Origin of the sequence: Salinicola corii, from assembly GCF_008298015.1 — a bacterium.
Lineage (GTDB): Bacteria > Pseudomonadota > Gammaproteobacteria > Pseudomonadales > Halomonadaceae > Salinicola > Salinicola corii.
In genome coordinates this window covers 552,756-575,191 of sequence record NZ_VTPX01000001.1, presented here as the reverse complement: position 1 = coordinate 575,191, position 22,436 = coordinate 552,756, and the positions used below count along the sequence as shown (strand labels likewise).

General features: G+C 67.8%; 17 protein-coding genes. 9 read left to right on the top strand and 8 right to left on the bottom strand.

Annotation, left to right across the window (positions count from 1 at the left end; genetic code table 11):
- Positions 1-28: 28 nt before the first annotated feature.
- Together F0A16_RS02635 and F0A16_RS02630 are read right to left on the bottom strand one after the other, a co-directional pair.
- On the bottom strand, positions 29-616 hold the full coding sequence (locus F0A16_RS02635) for a YceI family protein (protein ID WP_149433827.1): 588 nt from the start codon (positions 614-616) through the stop codon (positions 29-31).
- Between the two features lie 58 nt (positions 617-674).
- On the bottom strand, positions 675-1,436 hold the full coding sequence (locus F0A16_RS02630; RefSeq protein WP_149433826.1) for a CDP-alcohol phosphatidyltransferase family protein: 762 nt from the start codon (positions 1,434-1,436) through the stop codon (positions 675-677).
- 355 nt (positions 1,437-1,791) lie between these two features.
- On the opposite strand from F0A16_RS02630, the gene F0A16_RS02625 reads away from it, so the two are divergent.
- The 5 genes from F0A16_RS02625 (at position 1,792) to F0A16_RS02605 (ending at position 6,241) form a co-directional block, all read left to right on the top strand.
- Positions 1,792-2,763 (top strand): zinc-dependent alcohol dehydrogenase, encoded by a 972-nt coding sequence (locus tag F0A16_RS02625; protein ID WP_149433825.1) that lies wholly within the window; start codon positions 1,792-1,794, stop codon positions 2,761-2,763.
- A 121-nt stretch (positions 2,764-2,884) separates the two neighbouring features.
- Positions 2,885-3,283, top strand: a complete 399-nt coding sequence (locus F0A16_RS02620; RefSeq protein WP_149433824.1) for a 6-pyruvoyl trahydropterin synthase family protein — start codon at positions 2,885-2,887, stop codon at positions 3,281-3,283.
- A complete protein-coding gene (locus F0A16_RS02615) occupies positions 3,280-4,347 on the top strand; it encodes a glycosyltransferase family 4 protein (protein WP_149433823.1) in 1,068 nt (355 codons plus the stop codon). Before F0A16_RS02620 ends, F0A16_RS02615 begins: the two co-directional genes overlap by 4 nt.
- A complete protein-coding gene (locus F0A16_RS02610; RefSeq protein ID WP_149433822.1) occupies positions 4,347-5,255 on the top strand; it encodes a class I SAM-dependent methyltransferase in 909 nt (302 codons plus the stop codon). The genes F0A16_RS02615 and F0A16_RS02610 overlap by 1 nt, the downstream gene beginning before the upstream one ends.
- Complete coding sequence (locus F0A16_RS02605; protein ID WP_149433821.1) at positions 5,252-6,241, top strand: lysylphosphatidylglycerol synthase transmembrane domain-containing protein; 990 nt, start codon at positions 5,252-5,254, stop codon at positions 6,239-6,241. The genes F0A16_RS02610 and F0A16_RS02605 overlap by 4 nt, the downstream gene beginning before the upstream one ends.
- A gap of 2 nt (positions 6,242-6,243) precedes the next feature.
- Here the strand turns inward: F0A16_RS02605 and F0A16_RS02600 are convergent, their stop codons facing one another.
- A complete protein-coding gene (locus F0A16_RS02600; RefSeq protein ID WP_239023682.1) occupies positions 6,244-7,143 on the bottom strand; it encodes a RibD family protein in 900 nt (299 codons plus the stop codon).
- A gap of 183 nt (positions 7,144-7,326) precedes the next feature.
- On the opposite strand from F0A16_RS02600, the gene ribA reads away from it, so the two are divergent.
- Positions 7,327-8,466 carry a GTP cyclohydrolase II RibA gene (gene ribA, locus F0A16_RS02595; RefSeq protein WP_149433820.1) on the top strand — a complete coding sequence of 380 codons (1,140 nt, stop codon included), beginning with the start codon at positions 7,327-7,329 and terminating at the stop codon, positions 8,464-8,466.
- Positions 8,467-8,517: 51 nt separating this feature from the next.
- Here ribA and F0A16_RS02590 read toward each other — a convergent pair whose 3' ends face one another.
- Genes F0A16_RS02590 through recC form a run of 4 tightly spaced genes read right to left on the bottom strand, consistent with a single transcriptional unit; the run spans position 8,518 to position 19,149 of the window.
- Positions 8,518-9,327, bottom strand: coding sequence for a creatininase family protein (locus F0A16_RS02590; protein WP_149433819.1), 810 nt, complete (start codon positions 9,325-9,327; stop codon positions 8,518-8,520).
- A complete protein-coding gene (gene recD / locus F0A16_RS02585) occupies positions 9,324-11,417 on the bottom strand; it encodes an exodeoxyribonuclease V subunit alpha (protein WP_149433818.1) in 2,094 nt (697 codons plus the stop codon). The genes F0A16_RS02590 and recD overlap by 4 nt, the downstream gene beginning before the upstream one ends.
- Positions 11,414-15,415 (bottom strand): exodeoxyribonuclease V subunit beta, encoded by a 4,002-nt coding sequence (gene recB, locus F0A16_RS02580; RefSeq protein ID WP_149433817.1) that lies wholly within the window; start codon positions 15,413-15,415, stop codon positions 11,414-11,416. The genes recD and recB overlap by 4 nt, the downstream gene beginning before the upstream one ends.
- Entirely contained in the window at positions 15,412-19,149 is a 3,738-nt protein-coding gene (recC, locus tag F0A16_RS02575; RefSeq protein ID WP_187775880.1) for an exodeoxyribonuclease V subunit gamma, read from the bottom strand. The genes recB and recC overlap by 4 nt, the downstream gene beginning before the upstream one ends.
- A 172-nt stretch (positions 19,150-19,321) precedes the next feature.
- On the opposite strand from recC, the gene F0A16_RS02570 reads away from it, so the two are divergent.
- The 3 genes from F0A16_RS02570 to F0A16_RS02560 all read left to right on the top strand — a co-directional run bounded on the left by F0A16_RS02570 (position 19,322) and on the right by F0A16_RS02560 (position 22,086).
- Entirely contained in the window at positions 19,322-20,164 is an 843-nt protein-coding gene (locus F0A16_RS02570) for an EamA family transporter (RefSeq protein ID WP_149433815.1), read from the top strand.
- Between the two features lie 126 nt (positions 20,165-20,290).
- Positions 20,291-21,295, top strand: a complete 1,005-nt coding sequence (locus tag F0A16_RS02565; protein ID WP_149433814.1) for an amidoligase family protein — start codon at positions 20,291-20,293, stop codon at positions 21,293-21,295.
- A complete protein-coding gene (locus tag F0A16_RS02560) occupies positions 21,295-22,086 on the top strand; it encodes a gamma-glutamyl-gamma-aminobutyrate hydrolase family protein (protein WP_149433813.1) in 792 nt (263 codons plus the stop codon). Before F0A16_RS02565 ends, F0A16_RS02560 begins: the two co-directional genes overlap by 1 nt.
- Here F0A16_RS02560 and F0A16_RS02555 read toward each other — a convergent pair.
- Positions 22,054-22,404, bottom strand: a complete 351-nt coding sequence (locus tag F0A16_RS02555; RefSeq protein WP_149433812.1) for a RidA family protein — start codon at positions 22,402-22,404, stop codon at positions 22,054-22,056. The genes F0A16_RS02560 and F0A16_RS02555 overlap by 33 nt on opposite strands.
- Positions 22,405-22,436 lie beyond the last annotated feature (32 nt).

Genomic DNA, 22,436 nt, shown 5'->3' with positions numbered 1-22,436 from the left:
CGTCACGTCATCTGGAAGAGTCATCCCGCTATACCGCTTCCAATTCGAAGATCAGGGTCACATGGTCGCCGACCATCCCGTCGTCGACGCCATAATTCATCCCCCAGTTACTGCGATCAAGAGCGCCCCGGACCGATAGCCCCAGCGTGGGCTGCCCGGGCCCGAACGGATAAACCGCATCCTGATTCAACGTGACGTCCAGCGTGACCGGCTCGGTACGACCCAGCAGCGTGAGCTTGCCATTCAGCGACCCCGTCGTCGGGGACGACGGCTTGAAATCCGTGGCTACGAAATGTATCCGGGGATGATTGTCCGCGTCCAGAAAGTCGCGCCCCCGCAGATGCTCGTCGCGAGCGCCGAGATTGGTGAAGACGCTACTGGACTGGATCGTGACCTCTGCCGAGACCAATGTTTGCGTCTCGCGGTCGTAGACGAAAGCGCCCTCGCCCTCCAGGAACTGTCCGAGCAGGTTTGCGTAACCCAGATGATCCACCATGAAAGCGATGGAAAAGTGTTCATGATCGATGTCGAAGCGCTGCGGCTCGGCGTTTGCCGGCGACGATGCCAGCGCCAGCAGCACCAGAGCGGGAAGGATGTTCAACTGGGCGGATCTCATGACAGCCTCCTTGCGGGAAAATCGACCCAACAGGGGTCGGGAGAGACAGCGACGCCGCTCAGAGCTCGATGTCGCCAACGGGTCGACGGCGCCAGAGCCAGACGATGTCCCGGCCAAAGGAGAGGACCAGCAGCGCCGCCGCCACGAGCGTGAAAGCGGTAGCCCATGAGGGTTCGACGAAGGGAAGCAGGCAGACCATCAGCGTCGACACCTGCCAGACGCAGACCGTCTTGCGAAAATAGCTCTCGGGCAGGGAGCGATTGAGCCACGGCGAGTAGACGCCAGCTACCAGGAAGGCATACCGCGCCAGCCCGATGAGCAGGATCCAGGCACCCACCTTGTCCAGGGCAATCAACGCCATGCATAGCACGACGATGAAGAACGCATCCAGCTCCATGTCGAACCGCGCCCCGAAGGCGCTGGACGACCCGGTTCGCCGCGCCACCCAACCATCGATGCCGTCGAGTGCCAGCGCCAGTAACGACAGCGCCGCGATGCCCTCGGCATGGCGCTGAATGAATTCCGGGTACACCACGACGCCGGCAACGATCGCGATCAGCGCTGCGCGGAGCAGCGTGACACGGTTCGCCCAGCCGAGGCCCTGCCGCGAGGCTGGCCAGGCCCACAGCACTACCGTGGCAATCGCCACGTAGATGCCGCCCGCCGTGAAACGCAGGCCCGAAGGCGCCGAGAATGCCCAGTGCACCCACTCGGTCAGCAGGGCGACCAGTGCGAGCCCCGCCGCCATCTCGACCCAGCCGCGCAGGGATCCGACCCGGCGGAAAGCCGCTGCCGAGATACGTGTCGATGAGTGTCGCATCGGTGATTTCCTCCCTAATGATGGCTCGCTCCTCGACCAGCCATGACGCCAGATCGTAACGAGGCCCTCCAACCGATACGCTGCCCGTACAAGTTTGGATGCAGTTTGACCGATTTGCGAGAATTGCTGATCATCGCGGCGATCGGCGGGGCGAGCAACGCCGGTAATTGGCCGATCTCTCCATCGCTCGTCATGGGCCGGCGAATGGCCGGCACCGCCATCGGTTCGAAGGAATCTTGTTTTTCGATCTCTTCTTGTACACCATTTGTACAATGCTAATTCGTCACACTCTGCCATACTCTCAGCGAGACGACGAACCGCCATCCCGATCTGTCATCAAGGAACGGATATCGCAATGACGACGCCTTACGCTCATGCCTTCTGGTCTCTCGGCAACGGTAACGGCGAAATTCGCCAGGCCGAGCTGAGTGTCAGCGGCGACTTGATGATCCGCACCTGTTACTCCGCCATCAGCCGGGGCAGCGAGACCCTGGTCTTCAACGGCCAGGTACCGGCGAGCGAATACCAGCGAATGCGGGCCCCCTTTCAAAGCGGCGAGTTTCCCGGCCCGGTCAAATACGGCTACTCCAATGTCGGCGTCGTAGAACAGGGAGCGCACGACTGGCACGGGCGATACATCTACTGCTTGCACCCTCACCAGACCCACTACCGTGTCGGCGTCGAGGATGTCGTGCCGCTGCCGCCCGGCGTGCCCCCGCAGCGCGCGATACTCGGCGCCAACATGGAAACGGCGCTCAACGCCTTGTGGGACGCGGCGCCAGGCATCGGCGACCGCATCAGCGTCGTCGGCGCTGGCGTGGTCGGCGCCCTGGTGGCCTGGCTCTGCGCCCGACTGCCCGGGACCCACGTCCAACTGATCGATATCGACGAGCGCAAGCGCTTTCTCGGCGAGGCGCTGGGGGTGGATTTCCACACCCCCGAGACCGCCGAGGCCGAACAGGATCTGGTGGTGCATGCCAGCGCGTCGGATGCCGGCTTGCAAAGCGCTCTTTCACTGGCAGGGTTCGAGGCCACCGTGCTGGAAATGAGCTGGTACGGTAGTCGCGAGGTCAATCTGTCGCTCGGCGAGGCGTTTCACGCGCGTCGCCTGACGCTGCGATCGAGCCAGGTCGGCAGCGTGTCGCCCGGGCATCGTCCTCGCTGGAATCACAAGCGGCGGCTCACCCTGGCGCTGGCGCTGCTCGATCACGACTGCCTGGACGTACTGATCAGCGGGGAAAGCCATTTCCGGGATCTGCCCGAAACACTCAAGCGACTGAGCCAGCGTGACGACGATACTCTCTGCCAGCGCATCCGTTACGGCTGATACTGCGTAACCTCATCACACCGACCCGGTATCGCGTTCGCCACCGGGGACTCGCCAGGGACAGCAAGACGCAAATTCGGCACCGGCCCCCACCAGGCCGACTCATCAAGGAGCGAGAGGAATGTTCAGCTTGACCGTTCGCGATCACATGATGATCGCCCACAGCTTCAACAGCGACACCTTCGGCCCGGCACAGAAGCTGCACGGGGCGACCTACGTGGTCGATGTCACTTTCAAGCGCCCGGAGCTGGACCACGACGATCTCGTCGTCGACATCGGCCTCGCCAGCGAGACGCTGAAACGCGTGCTCGGCGAATTCACCCTGAACAACCTCGACGACATGCCCGCCTTCAAAGGGCGCAACACCACGACCGAATTCATGGCCAAGATCGTCTTCGACCGGGTGGCGCACGCCATCCGCGAGGGAGGGCTCGGCGAGGGCGGACGTCATCTCACCGCGCTGACCGTCACCCTGCATGAATCCCACGTCGCCTGGGCCAGCTATGAGGGTGGACTGTGAACGAATTCACCCTGATCGTCGCCGGCGACCCGGCACAACTGACCGGCGGCTACGTCTACGATGCGCGAATCGTCGAGGCGCTGCGCGCGACGGGCTGGACGATCGACGTCATCGGACTCGAGGGACGATTCCCCGAGCCCGACGCCGTCGCCTCTCACGCCCTGGACAGCGCCCTCACTCGCCAACCTGAGGATACTCTCGTCGTCATAGATGGCCTGGCCATGGGCGGCCTGCCGGCGATCGTCGAGCGTCACGCGTCGCGGCTGTCGATCATCGCCCTGGTCCACCATCCACTGGCCGACGAAACGGGGCTGGGCACACCCGAGCAGCAGCGTTTCCGGATCAGCGAAACACGGGCGCTGGCAGCAGTGGAGGGCGTCATGGTGACCAGCGTCTACACCGCCCGGCGGCTCGCCGACTTCGACGTGTCGGCCGACCGAATCGCGGTCATCGAACCCGGCGTCGAGCTCAGCCCCATCGAGAAGAACGAAGAGTCGAATGCCATACCCCGCCTACTCTGCATCGCCACCATCACGCCGCGCAAGGGCCAGGATCTCCTGGTGGAGGCGTTGTCAGAACTGGCCGATCTGCCATGGCAGTGTCAACTGGTCGGCGCCCTCGACCGCGCCGATCACTACGTGGCTCAGGTGCGCGAGGCGATAGCCCGGCACCGGCTCGAAGCGCGAATCGAACTGCTCGGCTCGCAACCCTTGGAGCGCTTGCCAGCGTTCTACGCCGGAGCCGATCTCTTCGTGCTGCCCTCGCATTACGAGGGTTACGGCATGGTGATCACCGAGGCGCTGGCCCACGGGCTGCCCGTCGTCACCACCACAGGTGGTGCGCTGGCCCACACGCTGCCGGACGCTGCTGGCATCAAGGTGGTGCCCGGCGACGTCAGCGCGCTACGAGATGCCATTCGATCCATGCTCGAGGAGCCGGAGACTTATACCCGCTATCGGGCCGGCGCCCGCGAAGCCCGTGAAACGCTGAGCGACTGGCAGACCGCTGCCGAGGCATTCGGCATCGCGCTGGCTCGCTTCGGCCTATCCAAGGAGCGGCCGTGATGTCTCGACGGACGCCCAACGCGAATGCCCTTTTCAGCGAACAGTGGCTGACACTGCGCGAACCGGCCGATCATCTGGCACGGGATGCCCAGTTGACCCACGCCGCCGACAGCTGGCTGACCCGACATGCCGATCCAAGCAGGCCCCTCGAGGCCCGCCGGACGATCGTGGATCTCGGCTGTGGCAGCGGCTCCAACCTGCGCTATCTCGCCCCGCGCTTGCATGGCGCCCAGCACTGGCGACTGGTCGATCACGATGAAGAACTGCTGGCTTCCGCCAGATTGCGCTGCCAGTACCTGGTCAGCGCCGACGCCCAGCCGATCCACCTGGAGTCCGTCAACCTAAGTCTTGCCGACACCTTGGAAGAGACGCTGCAAGGCGCCTATCTGGTCACCGCCTCGGCGCTGTTCGACCTGCTGACGGCCGACGATATCGGGGCATTGGCCGATGCCTGCCAGCGTAGCGGTTGTGCGGTACTATTCGCCCTCAGTATCGATGGCCTGATCCGTTTCCACGATGCCAGCGGCAGCGCGCTTTACGGCGACGACGACCGCTTCATGCTCGCCGCGCTCCAGGCACACCAGCATCGCGACAAGGGCGACGGTCCGGCGATGGGAAGCGAGGCCCCTCGACGGCTTCGCGAGAGCTTTCGCCATCGCGGCTACCATATCCGTGAAGCCGCGTCCCCCTGGCAACTCGGACCGGAATCGCTACCTCTCGCCGAGGCGCTGATGGCCGGCTGGCGCGAGGCGCTTCACCAGCAATTGCCGCAGCAGCGGGACCGCGTCGACCAATGGCATGCCCGTCGTCTCGACGATCTGCTGCGTGAGCGGGTGACGTTGACCGTGGGTCACCGCGATCTGCTGGCGACCCCGAGCGACAGAACACGCTCGGGAGCGCGAGCGTGAATCAGTGGCTGTCGCCCTGGCTGCGGCTGGCCGTGACGCTGGCGCTGCTGGGCGTGCTGGCGTGGAAACTGGATACTGGCCAGCTGCTGGAACGGTTCATGGCACTATCGCCGGCCTGGGTCATGCTCGCGGTCCTGATTGGTATCCCCCAGGTCGCGATCTCGGCCTGGCGCTGGCGAATGACGGCTCACCGGATCGGCATCGCACTGCGATGGCCCACGGCCATACGCGAATACTATCTGGCCACCTTCCTGAACCAGGTGCTGCCGGGCGGCGTCCTGGGGGACGCGGCTCGGGCTTGGCGCCACGGCAACACCCGGACACAACCCGGTGCCGGCCAACCATCGCCGTCGGGACCGGCAGTTCGAGCCGTCATCATCGAGCGCGCGTCCGGACAAGTGGCGCTGCTGCTCGTGGCGGTTGCCGCCATCTGTCTCTCGCCGGCTTTACGCCACGGCATCGCCCGGGCATGGCATACCCAGGCGATGACCCTGGCATGGCTTCCGCTGGCGGCACTGCTGCTGGCCGGCATTACCATGGGCGTGTTGAGGCGGCGGCGCTGGCCGGCACTGGCAACGTTCGGCCAGGACATCAGGCGAACGCTGCTGGCAATATCCGTGTGGCCCGCCCAACTAGTCAGCTCGCTACTGGTGATTGCCACCTACGTCGCCGTATTTCTCTGCGCCGCCCAGGCCTTGGGCCTTCAACGGCCGGTCCCGCAGTTGCTGCCGCTGATTCCTCCCCTACTGATGGCCATGGCGATCCCCTTGACCGTCGCAGGCTGGGGGTTACGGGAAGGCGCTGCCGCGCTGATCTGGCCGCTGGCCGGACTGCCGGCCCAGGAGGGAGTCGCGCTGTCCGTGACCTACGGCCTGCTCGTTCTTGCCGCCAGTCTGCCGGGATTGGTGGTGGTGCTGTGGGACCGTCGAGCGAGCCGGGTAGCCTCGGTCCGCCAAAAGATGGCATCGGAGGGACATCCCGGATGAGATCAAGACGCCGACGGAGCTCGGTCGCGCAGATCGAGATCGAACAGCATATCGTCGCCCAGCCGGAAGTGACGGCAGACGGGGCGCAGCGCGTCTTCCAGCGAATCGATTTCGGGCAGCGTCAGCGCCGGGCGACCGGAGCCGATCAGCATGGGTGCGACCACGCTGTGCAGGCGGTCGAGACGCTTCGCTTCGAGAAAACGGGAGATCGTCAGGCCGCCGCCCTCGACCAGAATCCGCCGGCAGCCTTGCTCTGCGAGCAGCGCGATGACCTCGGCCGGATCGACGCCGGCGGCCCCCTTCGTCAGCGTCTTGACGCTGACGTGCGCCGCCGTGCCGTGGCCACCGACGCCAGCACCGACCAGATGCCAGGTGGGCACCGCCGGCCGCATGAAGACGCCTCTCTCGGCCGGCACGCGACCGCGCGGATCGAGCACCACCCGCAGCGGGTTGTCGCCCTCGACATGACGCACGGTGAGCTGCGGATCGTCGGCATCGACCGTGCTGGCGCCCACGATTACGGCATCGACCAGCGCCCGCAAGCGATGGAGGTGAACCAGGCTCTGCTCGCCGGTGACATAGTGCGAGGCGCCACCGACTGTGGCGATGCGACCGTCGAGACTCTGGCCGATTTGGGCAATGACTCGCGGTCCATCAGCGATATCCGCCATGCACCACGGCAGCCAGATTGTCAGCAGTTGCGCGGCCTCCTCGTCGACCGGATGGCTACAATACCAACCGCCAGCGGCGTCAATCTCCAGGTGGTGATGTCCATCGATGACCGTACCATCAAACATATCGTCACGGGTCAGGGCCGCCACCTGGCGAAGCCAGCGCCAGGCCAGGGACGCGGACACGGTGGGCGTAACGGCGTGGGCGGGGTTATCGGACGAGGCGGTCACGGTCATTCCTTGGCCAGAAGGCATCACAGCGTAACAAAGATCGCCCTTGGCGCGGAGAGCGTTCGGCGGTGAGCGCCGTCATTCCGGCTCACCTCGCCGCTCTTCCACGCCGACCACGGGTGCCGATCACGGATAGCGATCACAGATGAGACTGATCATGGACGACAGGATAAGGAGACGAGCATGCGACAGGTAGAACGCGCGATATTCGATCTGCGACGCGGCCTCCCGGTTCTCGTGCGTGCCGCCAGCGGCGACGTGGTGGTCCACCCGCTCGAGGGCTGCGACGACGACGCGCTGGCGGCACTGCCGGCGCTCGCCGGCAACCCGGCCGCACTGGCGCTGACCCGCCACCGCCTGGCGCGGCTGGGCATCGACTTCGGCCCACGCGTAGGGCTGGTGCCGGTCATCCCCGGCGACGACGCCCACGCCATTGCCGCCTGGGCCAGCGACGAAACGCAGCGGCTGCCCGTGGATTGCCAGCCCGTCGCCGCCAATCCGGCGAGCGGGGCGGCGCTGGATCTGATGCGAATCGGCCTGCTAATCCCGGCGGCCGTGGTCGCCGAGGTCAGCCACGCGCAACGCGCCCAGGTCAAAGCGCTGGTCGCGGAAGGTACCATCCTGGCGGTCGCCGCCGAGCAGATCGATGCCTACTCCGAGAGTCGGTCGCGCTTTCTCAAACGCACCAGTGACGCGGACATCCCGCTATCCCACGCCGAACGCGCGAAATTCGTCATGTTCCGGGAGGCCGACGGCATGCGCGAGCACATCGCGATCGTGATTGGCAATCGCGGCGAATGGAACGATGCCGTGCCGGTGCGTCTCCATTCGGCCTGCCTCACCGGCGATCTTTTCGGCAGTTTGCGCTGCGACTGCGGCGAGCAGCTGCGCGAGAGCGTGCGCACCATCGACGAACGCGGCGGCGGCGTCCTGCTTTACCTCGCCCAGGAAGGCCGGGGTATCGGGCTGGCCAACAAGCTGCGTGCCTATACCCTGCAGGATGGAGGCCTGGATACGGTCGATGCCGATCAGGTACTCGGGTTCGGGGAGGACGAGCGAACCTACGAAGTCGCCCTGGAGATGCTCGAGCAGCTCGAGATCGCGCGAATCGAACTGTTGACCAACAATCCCGAGAAGATCGCCGCCATGGACCAGGGCGGTATCGAGGTGGTCAACCGGCGTGGCGTCTACGGCAAGCTGACCAAGCAGAACCGACGCTACCTGAATGCCAAGGCCAAGCGCGCCGGCCACTGGCTGGAAGAGGTTCTCGACGACGGCGAGGAGGGATCGGCCACGCCTTTCCGGCGTCCGGTGGCGCGCTGAGCGCCACCCCAATCGTCGCCGCAGCCATCGGCGTTCGGGAGACGCACCCCGTCACCCCGACGCCGGATGGCGTTGGCGCAAGGTATCGAGATCGAACTCTCCCGCCTCTTCGATCACCTGCGCCAGCCGGGCGCCGAAATGATCGACCAGTCGACGCCCGGTCTCGGCGTCGGCCAGGGTCGCGTTGCCGGTCACCCCGCTGGCGTGCAGATCCTGTGCCATCCAGGCGTAGCCGGCATCCCCCTCCGGCCCCAGGGTCGATCCGGCCTGCTCGCGGATTCGCCCTTCGGAGACCGCATCGGCCAGCCGGGCGACCCGAACCTTGTCCGGGGCGAGATGCAGCATCATCGACGTTTCCAGCGCGCCACCGTGCAGGCCATGGCGGAGTTCCTCGGCGGGAAGCGTCTGCGCCGGCGGCGTGAAGCGAAAGTAGTTGGCCTTGACCACCAGCATGGCGTGCCTCGCGCGCAGCTTGAGCGCGGCCAGGTCGATGACCGCCTTGTTGCCGCCGTGGCTGTTGAACAGCACCAGACGGCGAATACCGGCGCGGCTCACCGCCTCGCCCAGCGCCTCGATGACCGCGATCGCCGTTTCCGGCAGCAGGCTCAACGTCCCCGTGAAATCGGCGTGTTCCAGACTCGAGCCCAGCGCCAGCGGCGGCAGCAGGATCACGTTCCGATCCGGTGCGAGTCTTGCCGCCGCCGCCTCGAGCAGGCCCAGCCCGATGTCCAGATCGGTGGAAAGCGGCAGATGCGCGCCGTGCTGCTCGATCGCCGCCAGCGGCAGCACGGCCACCGTCCCCGCGTCGACCAGTCCGGCCATTTCCGTCGTGGTCAGTTCCTGCCACTCGTGGACACTCATGTTTCACTCCCTGACGAATCCCTTGGCACAGAGGATCCCGGCGGACTCAGCAGCCGCTCCGCGATCGCGCTGTCCCTGACCACCTGCCGGGCGATGGCCTCGCGTAACGTCCGCTCGTCGTTGCCGCCCTGTGCCAGCGCCAGCGTCAGCCGCGAGCGGGCTCGGGTGATGCCAGTGTAGATCAGCTCCCGGGTGACGATGGGATTGGCCCGCGCCGGCAGTGCGAACAGGACGTGATCGAACTCCGATCCCTGGGATTTGTGCACGGTCATCGCGAATGCCGTTGCCGCGGCATCGAGCCGCGACGGCAGTACCTGGCGGGTGCCGTCGCCCTGCGGGAAACAGACCCGCAGCCGGCCGGCGTCGTCGGCCAGGGTCAGCCCCAGGTCGCCGTTGTAGAGCCCCAACTGGGGGTCGTTGTGGGTCACCATCACCGGGCGCCCCGCGAACCAGCCATCGGTGCGCGAGATCCAGCCCTGCTGCCACAGCGCCCGGGCGATGCGATCGTTCAGCCCCTCGACGCCCCACGGCCCGCGTCGCAGGGCGCACAGCACCTGGAAGCGGGCCTGCAGCGCGAGAATCGATGCCACGTCCGCCCCGCCAAGCAGCGCCTCGAACAGCGGCCGGTAGCCTGTCACCACGGCCCGCTCGAATGCCGCCGCGTCGATGTCCAGCGTCTCCACGTCCTGAAAACCCGATTTCAACAGCCGCGTGAAGTCGCGGCCGTCGCCGGCGTTGGCGGCCCTGGCGAGAGCCCCGATGCCGCTGTCTGCCCGAAAGCGGAAACTCCGGCGCAGCATGGCCACGTGATCGGCCAGCGGATTGGTCTCGGCGGCAACGGGCAACGGCTCGCCGGCGATCGACTGAAGATAGTCGCGAGTCGCCTCGGAGTATCCGGCGTCGCCGGCCCCCGCGCACAGATCGCCCAGCACCGAACCCGCCTCCACCGAGGCCAGTTGATCCTTGTCGCCGAGCAGGATCAGGCGCGCCTCCGCCGGCATGGCATCGAGCAGCGCCGCCATCATCTCGAGATCGACCATCGAGGCCTCGTCCACCACCAGCAGGTCGAGGCTCAGCGGCGCCTCGGCATGGTGACGGAAATGGCGCGTGTCCGGGCGCGCCCCCAGCAGCCGGTGGAGCGTCTGCGCCTCCTGGGGTATGGCGGCGCGCACGACGTCGGAGACCTCCAGCCGGCCGACCGCTCCCGCGATCGACTCCGATAGCCTGGCGGCCGCCTTGCCGGTGGGCGCGGCCAGCCGTATCCGCAGCGGCTCGCCCCCGCCCGACAGCGACTGCTCCTGCAGCAGCGCCAGCAGGCGAGTCACGGTGGTGGTCTTGCCGGTCCCCGGCCCGCCGGAGATGATCGTCAGCCGCTGCCGCAGCGCCAGGGCGCACGCCACGCGCTGCCAGTCAGGTTCGCCCTGCTCGCGCCGATTGCCGGTGAACAGCGCCTGCAATCGCGTGGACACCCCCTCGTCAACCGCCAGTGGCGGCCCCAGACGCTGGCGCAGCCGTGCCGCCACCCCGCTCTCGGCCTGCCAGTACCGGCGCAGGTAGACCCGGTCGCCGTCCACGACCAGCGGTGTGGCGAGCCCCTCGGCCACCGTCGCCTCGGCAACGGTGGTGGACCCGATCAGCGCGTCGAACCATCGCGCCGGCGTGACCGGGTCGAGCAGGGATTCCGGCAGCACCACCGCCCCCGCCGACTCGCTCTCGCCCTCGTTCTCCAGGGGCGGCAACGACAGCGCGGAGCGTGGTGCGTCCAGCACCCGGGAGAGCGACAGGCAGACATGGCCCCGGCCCACCTGGTGGCTGACCAGCGCCGCGGCAAGACCGACCAGCGGATCGGCAGCGGGATCGCGCTCGAGCAGAAAGAGCGCGAAGTGGCGGTCGAGCTGGCGCAGCCAACCCAGCGCCACCCACAGCGACAGCGCCGCCAGCAGGGTGTCACGGGTGAGCGCGCCGGCCTCGGCCGCGGTCGGCGACGTGGGGGCGTCGTCGCCATCCAGGGCCAGCGAGAACTGGTCCGCGCCCTGCGAGCCGGGGCTCGCCCCCCGATTCGGCTGCGTTGTCGACGGTCGGCGGCTCATGTCGGGATCTCCGTGGGTTGTCGCAGCAACGTTCCCGCCGGCCCGGCGTCCCCCTCGAGCCACGCATCCAGCGCCTCGATCAACGCCCGCGACGGGCGCCGGTGGAACACCCCGGGGGCGACTTCTGACGCCATGCCAGACTCGAACGCGTCCTGGGCCGCCATAGCAGACTCAGGCGCGTCTTCGGGCGCCTTGGCAAACTCAGGCGCGTCTTTGGGCGCCTTGGCAGACTCAGGCGCGTCTTTGGGCGCCTTGGCAGACTCAGGCGCGGCTTTGGGCGCCTTGGAGAGTGGCGCCATGGAGGACGACGCCTCGGAAAGCCCCCGCAGGAAGACATAGCAGGCGCCGCCCATGTGCCGGTCGTAATCGTAATCCTCCAGCCGCGACGCGAGTAGGCGGTGCAGTGCCAGCACGTAGAGCACGTACTGCAGATCGTAGCGGTGATCCACCATCGCCACGGCCAGACGCTCGCCTTGGTAGTCGGCCGGCGTATCGCCCAAGTGATTGGATTTCCAGTCGAGCACGTACCAGCGCCCCCCCGATTCGAAGACCAGATCGATATAGCCCTTGAGCATGCCGTTGAGCTTGCGCGGCGCCAGCCGGGGACGCCGGCCGGGCAGCGGCTCGAGCCGTGAGACGAGACGGTCCAGCGGCTCGCTCCAGGCCGCCGATGCCGGCAGCCAGAATTCGAGTTCGGGGCGCCACGACCCGAGGCGATCGAGGCGCACCGGGTGGCCGTCGACGCTCATCAGCGGCGAGCGCAGCCCCTCGAGCAGCAGCGCCTGCAGTAGCGGCGCCCATTCGGCATCGAAGCCGTTGGTCGCCAGGCGGCGGTCGATCTCCCGGCGCAGCGCCACGGCGTAGCCGGGTTCGTCCAGGCGATCGAAGTCGAGCGTCTCCAGCAAACCGTGCAGGAAGGTTCCCGGCCTCGGCCCCCGTGGGAAATCGAACAGCGAGCGGATACTGGGCCGCGGCACCGGATCGCGCTCGCGACTGACCTCGATGTCCAGCGTCGCCGGCAGGTCCTCGCTGGCCGCGATGGCATCCTCGCCGCCGCCATCGCCGGTGGCGTCCCACGCCTCGTCGTCCTCGCCCACAGCGCGACGAGCATCCGCAATCAGCGAGGTGTAGGAGGCGATCCACCAGTCATCGTCGATCTCGCCGCCGAAGACCCGCGCCGGTTTGGTTTGCGGCGCTGTCACCGCCGTTCGCAGCCGGTGATCCGGCGCTTCGGGCAGCGGCTCGATCGCCAGCCAGCCGTCGCACTGGCCCTGTCGCAGCCGATCCAGCAGCGCCGCGCCATCGTCCGCCTTCTCGCTGCCCAGCAACCGTCCCAGCGCGGTCTCGTGCAGGCAACCGCCCTGGCCCCGACCGCGACCGACATGGGCGACACCCAGGCGACAAGCGTAGGCGGCACGGGTCAGCGCGACGTAGAGCAGGCGGACATCCTCGTCGAGTCGCGCCAGATCGGCCTCGCGCTGGTGATCGTCGTCGGGCGAGGCCACCAGCACGCTGCCTTCGTCGCCGGGGGGCCTCATCGCCAGCAGTCCGGTCCGGCGATCCGGCTCCGCCGGCCGATGCGAGCAGACGAACGGCAGCAACACGATGGGATACTCGAGGCCCTTGGACTTGTGCACGGTGACCACCCGGACCAGATCCTCGTCGCTCTCGAGACGCTGGCTGAGCGCCTGGCGGTCCAGGGTCGCGACGCCCTCCTGCAGCGCCCGGTGCCACCAGCGCAGCAGCGCCTGTTCACCGTCGAGCCGCTGCTGGGCGTTCTGGGCCAGCTCACCGAGATGGAGCAGATCGGTCAACGCCCGCTCGCCGTCGACGCGCTGGGCGAGCCGTTCGGCGACGCGGAAGTCCTGCATCACCCTGCGCAACATGGGCAGTACGCCGCGCCGTTGCCACTGGCGGTGGTAGTCGCCGAAGCGCTCCACCTCGCGCTCCCACGCCAACTCGTCGGCCAGCAGCGCTTCCAGGGTCCGCGGCGAGTCGTTGAGCAACTGGGTCGCCAGCGCCGCCTTGAGCCGGGCATCCTGGCGCGGCTGGGCCACCGCCTCCAACAGCTGCAGCAGCTCGAACGCCTGCGGCGTGTCGAACACGCTCGACTTCTCGCTGAGATAGACGCTACGGATCCCGCCGTCGGCGAGTGCCCGACGCACCTTGAGCGCTTCCGGCCCGTTGCGTACCAGGATGGCGATATCGGCCGGCTGCACCGCCCGCTCGCCGGTGTCGTCGGCGAAGCGCCACTCGCCCTCCAGCAGCCGCTGGACCTCGGCGCGGGTGGCCGAGGCCATCGCCGTCTGGTAATCGCCCTGGCTGTAGCGCTCGGTGTCCGGCCACCACACTCCCAGCGCGGACACCGGCCCACCGTCTCGATCGACCAGCCGTGCCGCCTTGGGCTGGGATCCGATCGCCACGAACGGTATCTCGTCGCTGCCGAACGGCCGCGGGTGGCGCTGAAACAGCGCGTTGGTGGCCTCGACCATGGCCTGTGTCGAGCGGAAGTTGCGCATCAGCGTGAAGCGGCTCGGCGTTGCCCGGCGCGCACGCAGATAGGTGTGGATGTCAGCACCGCGAAAGGCGTAGATCGCCTGCTTGGGGTCGCCGATCATCAGCAGCGCGGTGGTGGTGGGGTCGCTCTCCGGGGCCCGATAGACTTGCGAGAAGATCCGGTACTGGACCGGATCGGTATCCTGGAACTCGTCGATCAGCGCCACCGGCAGTTCCTGGCGGATACGCGCCGCCAGCCGCAGCGCGGCATCGCCGCCGTTCCGGGTCGGCGCCAGGGCGGCATCGAGATCGTTGAGCAGATCCGAGAACTCCCACAGCCCGCGGCGCCGCTTCTCCTCCGCGAACGCTTTCGCGATCCGGTCGCGGGCGTGCACCAGCACCTGGGTGGCGATGGCATCGAACGGGGTACCGGCCTCGGCGAGCCGATCCAGCCAGCCGAAGAACGGATGCTCGGGCACCGCCGCGTTCTTCTTCGTCGCGCCCGCCAGCTTCTCCTGGCTGAGCCAGAAACGCCCGCTGCTGTCGGTGACATCCTCCGCCTTGTCGAAGCTGCCCTGCTCGAGCCAGCTCTGGAAGACGGCGAGACGGGCCTCGAGCTCTTCTGCCTTGTAGCTGTTCTTCTTCAACGCGTCGGCGTCGAACGTCGCCTGCAGCGTCTGGCGGATCGCCTCCCCATCCCAGTGCGCGTGCAGGGCGGACTCGATCTCCTGGCGTTTCTCCATTTCACGCTCGAAGCCGCCGAGCAGCGCTGCCAGCGATGTCGGCGCGGTTACCGCCACGCCACCCACCCACAGTGGCTGTGGCTCGCCATCCTTCAGCAAGGGCCGCAATGCGGTCGCCAAGGCCTCCGGCCCGCTCCAGCGGGAGCGGATCTGGCGCTGCCAGCGCTCGTCGAGCGGATAGAACTCGCACCGCCAGTAATCCTCCACCGTCCGGGCCAGCAGCGTCTGTCCATCCTGCAGCAGTTCGGCGGAGAACCGCGCTCCGGCGTCGAAGGCGTGGCGGGTCAGCATCCGCTGGCAGAAGCCGTGAATGGTGAAGATCGCCGCCTCGTCCATCAGTCGCGCGGCCTGGTCCAGCCGCTTGGCCCCGCCGCGGCATGCGGTCTCTCCGGTAGCCGCCAGCGGTGCCAGCAGGGTCGCCAGCACCGGGTCGGCGCGCTCCCCGGGGCGGGCCAGCAGCCAGTCACGCGCCTGCTTGAGACGCGCACGGATACGCCCGCGAAGCTCGGCGGTGGCGGCCTCGGTGAAGGTCACCACCAGAATCTCCGGCGGCGTCAACGGACGCGGAAAATCCACCGTCTCGCGCCCGGGTAGCGGCCCCAGCACCAGGCGAACGTAGAGTGCCGCCAGGGTGAAGGTCTTGCCGGTGCCGGCACTGGCCTCGATCAGGTGCCGTCCGGTCAACGGCAGGCCGTCGAGCGCCAGCGGGACGACCCCCTCGTCCATCGCGGCATCGGCACGGTCGCGGCTGTCGGTCATGAGTCGCCCCTCGGGAGATGAATGCGCTGCGACGCCTGGCGCATCGCCTCCAGCAGCGGCTGGTAGTGGCGGACGCTCTCGGCCACGCCACCGGCCGCCTCGAACGCCTCGAAGTCACGCCAGAGCTGGCCCAGGCCGCCCTCCCGCTGGACCAGCGCCGCGATCTGGTAGTTGCCGGCCTCGTAGTCCGCGGCGAGGCGCTCGTGCAGCGCCGGTTCGAGGGGCTCTCCCGCTGCCAGGGCTTGCAGCGTCTCGGCGCGACACTGGCCCCACAGCGTTCGAGCCAGCTCCCCCGACGCCGGCAGCGGCTTGCACCAGGCCCGCCACCAGCTTGCCAGCCATGCCGCCAGCCGTCGCCTCGCCTCGAGCCGTTCCAGCGGCGGGAAATCGAGACAGCGATCCTCGAAGATTGCCGTCCAGTGACACGACGCCTCGCCAGCCCCATTGAGCAGCAGCCAGCGCAGATAGCCGGCATGGAGTCGATGCGGCTTGCCGAGCTTCTTCCACGGGCCGTCACCCTCGGGCTTGAAATGGCCGAAATGGCTGGTTTCCAGCGTCATCAACCGCCAACCTCCCTGTTCATCCACGAACAGCCCGTCGACACGTCCCTCCAGCGCCAGCGGCGGCGCGCCGTTGGCAGCCGCTGTCTCGAAACGCAGCAGCGGCGGTTCCCGTTCGCTGGCGGTCGCGGTCAATCGCCGCCAGGTTCCCAGTTGCGTCTCCAGGCGTTTCAGCGTCGGCTCGATGGTGGCCAGGCCAAAGCCGGCAGCCGGCAGGCGCCCCGCCAGACGCAGCCGATCCGCCATCTGCACCAGCGGCTCGCCGCGGCGCCCGGCTTCCAGCAGTTCGCGTTTGACGGTGTGCTCCTCGAGCGCATCGAGAACGAAAGGCTCGCTATCCTCGTCGGGAACTTCGGCATCCTGGAAACGCACTCCCAGGCGGCCGAGGTAGACACTCCAGGGTCGACGCAGCAGCCGCTGCAGGTCGGCCAGTGCCAGCGCTTCGTCCGGCGGCGGGGGCGGGGCCGGCTCGGTGACCGCATGCCCGGTGTCCCGTTCGGCATCGTGGCGGGCGTCGTGCAACGGCGCCCAGCTGGCATCGAAGGTGTAGCGCGGATCGTCGGCCTGGAAGTAGCGTCGCGAAAACGGCTGCAGCGGGTGGGCCTCGATCAGTCGTGCCGCCAGCGCCGCCTCATCGTCCAGCGTCGGGCCATCGTCCGGAGGGTCGGCCGGACGCCAGCCCTGCTCGAGGGTATCGAGCAACTCGCCGATCAGCACCGAGGGCGGTCGCGGCGTGTTGTCGCGCTGGTCGAAGCCGACCCACGAGAGTGTCAGCCGTTCGCGGGCGGAGAGCAGCGCCTCGAGCAGCAGGTAGCGATCGTCGTCGCGGCGCGAGCGATCCCCCGGCCGCGGGCGCCGTGCCATCAGGTCGAAGTCCTGGGGCTGGCGGGTTCGGGGATAGGCGCCGTCGTTCATCCCTAGCAGGTAGACCTGCCGGAACGGAATGGCACGCATCGGCATCAGCGTGGCGAAATTGACCTTGCCTGCGAGGAAGCGCTGGGCCAGGCCGCCGTCGTCGAGCTCGGCCTTGAGGGCGTCACGCACCACCGCCAGGCCGATCGGCTGCGAGAACGAGGCCAGCTCGCAGCTCTGCTGCCAGCGGCCCAGCGCCTGGTCCACCCGCGCCAGCACATCGTGTTCGTCCAGTGCCGTCGGCGCGAACAGCGCCTCCATCAGCGACCGCAGCCGCATCAGCCAGCCTGCTGGCGTGACGGCCTCGCTCAGGGCCTCGCACTGGGCGGCCAGCACCTGCATCAGCTCGGCGAGCCGACCCGCCAGGTCCGCCTCCAGCCCGCCCACCTCGTCGTAGGGTACGATGGCGTCGAACTGCCAGACGCTGTCGGCAGACATCCCGTTCGGTACTTGCGAGCCGGAGGATCGCCCCGGCGGCATCGGGCCGGTGGAGGGCAAAGGGCCGGTGGAATACCCCAGCAGCATGCGTTCGAGCCCGAACGCCCAGCTGTTCTCATGCAGTGCCGGAAACCCGAGCGCCTGGCGATGCGCGCCCGAGAGTCCCCAGCGCACGCCGCTCTCCGACAGCCACCGCCGTAGACGCGGCAGTTCGGACTCGTCGATGGAGAACCGGGCCCGAAACGCCGGCACATCGAGCGCATCGAGCAGTTCGCTCACCCCCAGCCGCCGCTCGGGCAGCTCCAGCAGGGACAGGATCAGCACCATCATCGGATGCGCTTCACTGGCGATCTGGTCGGCAATGGTGAAGGGGATATGACGCGGATCGTCCGCGGGCAACTGGCCGAAAACCGCTTCGATATAGGGGGCGTAGACGTCGATCTCCGGCACCATCACCAGGATGTCACGCGGCCGCAGCGGCGCCCCCTCGGCGCTGGCCTCCTCGAAGGCCGCCAGCAGCCGGTCGTGCAGCACTTCCACTTCGCGCAGCGGCGAATGCACGCTGAACAGCGACAGCGAGGCGTCGTCCGCCGCGATCTTGCGTTTACCGCTCTCTCGGGTGCGCTCCCCCGGATGCCTGAGATCGAGGATGTCCTGCTGCAACTGGTTGAGCAGGGGCGCTCGTTCGGCAGCCGATTCAGCGTCCGCCGCCGGGTCGCGAAAGAGATCGGTCTCGACGTCGAAACCGCCATCCTGGCTCTCGAACTCGTAGAGACCGACGATGAAGTCGCGGCCCTGGGCACCCCAGGCGGCCAACAGTGGATTAGCCTGAAGGTGCAGCGCCTCCTCGTCCAGCGTTTCGAGCCAGGGCGCTTCGGGATGACGGGCCTGCTGGCGTGCCACCGCCTCGGTGGAGAGCCGACCGGCGCGCTTGATCGCCTCCCTGTCGGAGACGATATCGCCCCAGTAGTGGCGACAAGGGTTGGTGATCATCAGAAAGACATCGATGACCCCGGAGAGCGCATGCAGCGCCTCCAGCGTCTGCGACGGCAGCGCCGAGATGCCGAAGACGAACAGCCTCGGCGGCAACCCCCTGGGGCAGCTCTGCAGCCGCCTGGCGGCGTGCAGGAAACGACCGTGCAGGTTGGCGCGGTGAAACGCCCGCTCGTCGGGCCCCGCATCGTCGATCAGCGCCCGCCAAAGCGCCGGCTGCCAGCGCTGGTCGATGGGCAGGTCCCGGGGCGAGTCCTCCCCCGCCTCCCACGCTGCCAGCCAGTCCGGGCGGTAGTTGAGATACTGGTCGAACAGGTCCGCCAAGCGGACCGCCAGTTGCCAGCGCTTGCGCTCCGCCTGCTCGGCCGCCCTGCGCTGCACGCCCGTCATCGCGCGGGCCTCGCCACCGGACTCGCCCCCCGCATCGTCTGGCACCGCGCCATCCGGCCCGGCGCCCAGGTAGTGGGCGAGCGGCGCGAAAACGACCGGTTCCGCGGCGACCGCGCTCTCCAGCAGCCGAAAGATGCGCCACGCCAGCGGCCGCTTGTCGAACGGCGAGTGCAGCGGAATCGACTGCCCCTCGCCCTCCCCTCCGGCCTGTTCGAGCACCGCGCGGTAGGCACGCCAGACGAAGCTCGAGGGTAGCGGGAAATCCACCGAGGCGGCGATGCCGTCGGCTTCGGCCAGCGACAGGCGCAGCCACTGGGCCATGCCGTTGGACTGCACCAGGAAAGTCTCCGGGGTCAGTGGCGGCAGTCGATGGCGCTTGATCAGCGCCAATGCCAGGTCGTGCAGATCTTCGAGATGATTGGCATGCAGGACGCTGAACATCCGTTCTCCGGGATTCACGGGGCGACGGGGATCGATAAGGCATCGATCCATGGTCGTGCCATCCTACCGTGGCACAGGGCGACGATCACCCGAAGCCTGTGGCAAGATATGACAATCGAATGACAGCCGTAGCGTCATTGCCCTCGAATACCCGCAGTGAAAAGGATTTGCGTTGACGACGCCCGTCTTTCTCGCCGTGCTGGCCGGTGCCCTGATGCACGCCAGCTGGAACGCGCTGGTCAAGGTCGGACTGGACCGGTTGCTGAGCATTTCGCTGATTCAGGCCGCCTGCGCCGTGATCGCCCTCGCCGGCGTCGCCTTCGTGCCGCTGCCGCGGGCGGAAGCCTGGCCGTGGCTGGCGATGTCGGCGGTACTGCACATCGGCTACAACGTGTTCCTGGCCCGGGCCTACCGGGTCGGCGACCTCGGCCAGATCTACCCCATCGCCCGGGGCTGCGCACCGCTGCTGGTGACGCTGATCGGCGTCTTCGCGCTCAGCGAGAACCCCTCGTGGATCGGCTATGCGGGGATCGTGGTGCTGGTCCTCGGCATCCTGTGCATGGCCTTCCGAGGCGGCAAGGGGCCACGTCTCGAACGCGCCTCGCTGATCAATGCCCTGACGACCTCCGCCTTCATCGCCGGCTACACCCTGGCCGACGGCAGCGGCGCACGCGCCAACGGCGATGCGATCGGCTACGTGATCTGGCTGTTCCTGCTCGACGGCTTCGGCATGCTGCTGGTGCTGGTGGCCATGCGCGGCGTTCGGACGCTGCCCGAGTTGACCCGCCACTGGCGGGTTGGTCTGATCGGCGGCGCGCTCTCCCTCGGCGCCTACGGCATCACCATCTGGGCCATGACCCAGGCGCCGATCGCGCTGGTCGCGGCCTTGCGCGAGACCAGCGTGCTGTTCGCCATCGCCATCGGCGTGATCTGGTTGAAGGAGCCGTTGCGCCGCGAGCGGCTGCTCGCCGGTGGACTGATTCTCGGCGGCGTCATCCTGACCCACTGGGGCTGACTGTCATCCCCTGCCAGGACTGCTAGGCTTAGCGAAGCGAATCACCGCTCTGCCAACGCCGTTGCCGTGTCTTCCGGCGCCCATTCGACGCTCATCCAGGCGACAGCAATCGGCAAGGAGCCCATCGTGTCTCTCACCGCGCCAACGTATACCACCAATGCCGACGGTCAGCCGCGCCGGGTCGGTGTCGAGATCGAGTTCGCCGGTATCGGCCCCATTCAGGCGGCCCGCCTGGTCGAGATGACGTTCAGCGGTCACGTCCAGCAGCACAGCGCGCATCGACTCCAGGTCACCGGGACGCCATGGGGCGTCTTCCATGTCGAACTGGACAGCAAGTACGTTCATCCCGACGAGCGCTTGCTCGACCGTGCCCGCGCCATCGACGGCCAGCCGCCGGGCATCGGCGAGCACTTGCGTGCCAGCCTGCACAGCCGCACCCGAGAGTGGCTGGGCGACATGGTGGCGGGCCTGGTGCCGACGGAGATCGTCTGCCCGCCGATGCCATGGCACGAACTGGCGCGCCTGGACGAGCTGTTCGCGGCGCTGCGCCGGCACGGGGCGGAGGGCACCGATGCCAGCCTGCTGTACGGCTTCGGTCTCCACCTCAACCCGGAGATTCCCTCCCCCGGCGTCGAGAGCGTGGTGGCCTACCTGCGAGCCTACTTGATACTCGCCGACTGGCTGCGCGACGAGATCGTCGTCGACGTGACGCGGGACATGCTGCCCCACACGCGCCCGTTCCACAGCGACTACACCCGCCGGATACTGGCGCCGGACTACGCTCCCACGCTGCAGGCGCTGATCGACGACTACCTGGTCGCCAACCCGACCCGCAACCGGGAACTGGATCTGCTGCCGCTGTTCGCCTGGCTGATGCCGGACCACCCCAACGCGCTGCTCCGGGAGACGCTGGTCAAGCCCCGGCCGACCTACCATTACCGCCTCCCCAACGCCGCGCTCTCGGACCCCGAATGGGGCGTGAGCGTCGAGTGGAATCGCTGGGCCGAAGTCGAACGCCTGGCCGCCGATACGGACCGCCTGGCCGAACGCAGCGCCGCCTACCGCGCGCACCTCGCCCAGCCGACCCTGAGCCGCTGGCTCGACTCCCTGCGCCACTGGATGCGTCACTGATGGCTTCGACGCAAGCTCAATCCGAACGGAAACGGCGATCCGGGTCGACACGCAGGACGAGCCGGCCGCTGATCGGTATCACCACCTCGGATCACAAGAGCTTCCTGGCCTGGTGGTGCGACTGGATCTCGGTCTGGCGCGCCGGAGGCAGGCCATTGCGGATCTCCCCCGCCCGTCCGCTGCGACGACCGGTGGACGGCCTGATCATCGGCGGGGGCGACGATATCGGTGCCCAGCGCTATGGCGGCGAGATGCAACTCGACGTTCGCATCGACCCCGCCCGCGACGAGCTGGAACTCGAACTGCTGGCCCGCTATCTACCGGAACGGATACCGATCCTGGGCATCTGTCGCGGCGCCCAGATCATCAACATCCACTGCGGTGGCAGCCTGATCGAGGATATCCAGACGACCTATCGGCACATCAGGAACCGGCGCATGGTGCTGCCGCGCAAGCGCATCGAGATCGAGCCGTTCAGCCAGTTGGCCGACATTCTCAACCGCCGCTACTGCCACGTGAACAGCCTGCATCACCAGGCGGTGGATCGGCCGGGGGACGGCCTGAAGGTGGTCGCCCATGACCGCGACGACCTGGTGCAGGCGATCGAGAGCGACCGCCATCCCTTTCTCATCGGCGTGCAGTGGCATCCGGAGTTCCTGCTGTTCAGCCGCTCGCAACAACGGCTGATCCGGGCGCTGGTGGATGCGGCCCGGCTGGGAGCTGCCACCCCGAGGCAAAGCCCCGGGGATGACGGCCGATCACTTGACCGCAGTGACGACCACCTCCAGTAGCGCGCCCGGAGCCAGGTCGCTTACGCCCAGGGTAGCCCTTGCCGGTAACGTCGCCGGATCCAGCCAGGCCTTCCAGACCTCGTTCATGGCGTCTTTCTGCCCGAGATCGGTCGCATAGAGCGTCGCCGCGACGATCTTGCGCTTGTCGGATCCCGCCTCGGCGAGGTAGGCGTCGATCTTGTCCAGAACCTGGCGGGTCTGCCCCGCCATGTCCTGGGACCGGTCCTCGGCCACGATTCCTCCCAGGAACAGAAAGCCGTTGGCCTCGACCACGCGGTGCATGATGGGTGTCGGAATATGACGCTTGATATCGCTCATGAAGAACGCTCCTGTCGATCGATGTCGGAAAG